2 protein-coding genes are annotated in these 1,564 nt (G+C 67.5%); one reads left to right on the top strand and one right to left on the bottom strand.

Annotated features, from left to right (window positions below):
- Positions 1-3 precede the first annotated feature (3 nt).
- Positions 4-1,080, top strand: a complete 1,077-nt coding sequence (selD, locus tag ACIPIA_RS15980) for a selenide, water dikinase SelD (RefSeq protein WP_400510958.1) — start codon at positions 4-6, stop codon at positions 1,078-1,080.
- Between the two features lie 50 nt (positions 1,081-1,130).
- Here the strand turns inward: selD and ACIPIA_RS15975 are convergent, their stop codons facing one another.
- Complete coding sequence (locus ACIPIA_RS15975) at positions 1,131-1,511, bottom strand: hypothetical protein (protein WP_400510957.1); 381 nt, start codon at positions 1,509-1,511, stop codon at positions 1,131-1,133.
- Between the last annotated feature and the right edge of the window lie 53 nt (positions 1,512-1,564).

Raw genomic sequence — 1,564 nt, 5'->3', positions numbered from 1 at the left:
ACGATGAACGAGACGATCGAACGCGGCGCAATGGGAAAGTCCGCGGCTTTGAGGCTGACCAGCCTGGCGCATGGCGGCGGCTGCGGCTGCAAGCTGGCGCCCTCCGTACTCCAGCAGCTCCTGGCCGAGCACCCGGCAGCAGGCCCTTACAAGCAGCTTCTCGTCGGCACCGAGACGGGAGATGACGCCGCGGTCTGGCAGGTGGACGAGGAGACCTGCGTCGTCGCGACCACCGACTTCTTCATGCCGATGGTCGATGACCCCCATGATTTCGGCCGCATCGCCGCCACCAACGCGATCTCGGACGTCTATGCCATGGGCGGCAAGCCGATCATGGCGCTGGCAATCCTCGGCATGCCGCTCGACAAGCTGCCGATCGAGATGACACGCGAGATCCTGAAGGGTGGGGCTTCGATCTGCGCGGCGGCCGGAATCCCGGTCGCCGGCGGTCACTCGATCGACGCGCCGGAGCCGATCTACGGCCTCGCGGTGATCGGGCTGGTGAAGCCCGCGAACCTGCGTCGCAACAGCGGCGCAAAGCCGGGCGATGCCGTGATCCTGACCAAGGCGCTCGGCGTCGGCATCTACTCGGCAGCGTTCAAGAAGGAACAGCTGGCGCCTGCCGCCTATGACGAGATGATCGCTTCGGTGACTTTGCTCAACCGGGTGGGCGCCGAATTGGCGAAGGACCGGGATGTCCACGCGATCACCGATGTGACCGGGTTCGGCATTCTCGGCCACGGGCTGGAGATGGCGCGAGGCTCCGGCGCGACGCTGAAGCTCTCGCTCGCCGATCTGCCGTTGCTGTCGCAGGCCGAGCGGCTGGCGCAGGAAGGCCGCGTGACTGGCGCCTCCCACCGCAACTGGGCGAGCTATGGCGACGGCGTTGCGCTGCCCGCCGCTCTGCCCGACTGGCAGCGTCATCTCCTCACCGATCCGCAGACATCGGGCGGGCTGCTGGTGTCCTGCAAGGCGGAGCGGGCGCAGGAGTTGCTCGCGCAGATCAGGGCTGCGGGCTACCCGGCCGCACGGATCGTCGGAGCGGTCGAGGCAGGCCCAGGGCGGGTGGTCGTCACCTAAGAGCGCCGCGCCTCGTCATCCTCGCTCGCACTTGGGCAGAAGCGGACGTCTCACGCTTCGTGGATTTCCAGGTTCCGCCCCCAGACGTCGAAGAATGCGCCCTCGTTCAGGATCAGCCGGTCTTCGCGCAGGGCAACCTCGAGCTCGCGCAGCCGCATGCGTGCGAGCTCGTCGGGGACGAGCCCGCCAGCGTCGGCGCGCGTCGGAAAGAAGGCCGCGCCGTCCCAGCTCACCCCGGCGCTGCGCAGCATCATAACGATGTCGCCCCAGTCCATCTCGTCGCCGACGACATGGACGAAGGTCGAGCGCAGCGGCTCCACCTTCGGCTCGTTGATCCTGACCAGCACGATCAGAGCGGTGAACGGCCCCTTGCGGAAGAGTTTCCCCAGCCAGCGATCGAAATCGGTTCCGAGGCCTCTAGAGATCGGCACGTGACGCCTCAGGGCCGTAGGGATCGAACAGGTGGCACATGCTGCCAGGGGCG

This window comes from Allobosea sp. CER48, assembly GCF_044752385.1.
Taxonomy (GTDB): Bacteria; Pseudomonadota; Alphaproteobacteria; order Rhizobiales; family Beijerinckiaceae; genus Allobosea.
The sequence above is the reverse complement of the archived record's forward strand: the minus strand, read 5'-3'. Positions and strand labels throughout refer to the sequence as shown.